This is a genomic window from Xanthobacter sp. BG11Y11_SDJG, from assembly GCF_057364445.1.
The window spans coordinates 1-685 of sequence record NZ_JBNFNU010000841.1; the positions used below are offsets into that span (position 1 = coordinate 1).

Consider the following 685-nt stretch of genomic DNA (forward strand, 5'->3'; position numbering starts at 1 on the left):
CGCGGCGCCGGGCGATCCGCCGGACGCCTCGCTCCCGGCACACGGGGCGGGCGCGTGCAACCGGCGCCGATGGCGGGCGGAGGCGGCGGGGCGGACGGCAGAGGGAGGAGCACGTGGCGGGGACCATCGCAATTTCGGTCGAAGGCGGCATCGCCCGGCTCGTTCTCTCCAATCCCGAGCGGCGCAACGCCATTTCCAGCGGCATGTGGCGGGCGCTGAGCGCATTCGCGGCCGACGCCGGGGGACGGGCCGACATCCGCGTCGCCATCCTGCGCGGCGAAGGCGAGCTTGCTTTCTCCGGCGGCGCCGATATCTCCGATTTCGATGGCGCGCGCGCCGATGCCGCCGGTGCCCAGAGCTATGACGACCTCGTCGAGGCCGCCTGCTCGGCGATCGAGGGACTGCCCTTTCCCACGCTGGCGCTGGTGCACGGCGCCTGCGTCGGCGCGGGTGCGGCGCTGGCGGCGAGCTGCGACCTGCGGATCGCCGCGGAGGGCGCCTTCTTCGCCATTCCGGCGGCCCGCCTCGGGCTCGGCTATGATCCGCGGGGCTTTGCGCGGTTCGCACGGGCTGTTCCGGCGGCCAGGGGCGTGCGCGCCGATGTTCTATACGGCCGAGCGCATGAGCGCGGCCCGCGCCGAGGCGGTCGGCGCGGCGGACCTGTGCCTGCCCGCCGCCGAGCGCA

General features: G+C 75.2%; 1 protein-coding gene. It reads left to right on the plus strand.

The window, feature by feature from the left end; genetic code table 11:
- Positions 1-113: 113 nt before the first annotated feature.
- Positions 114-685 (plus strand): enoyl-CoA hydratase/isomerase family protein (locus tag AC2W7M_RS26885; protein ID WP_486136283.1); only part of this gene is annotated, 572 nt, incomplete at its 3' end.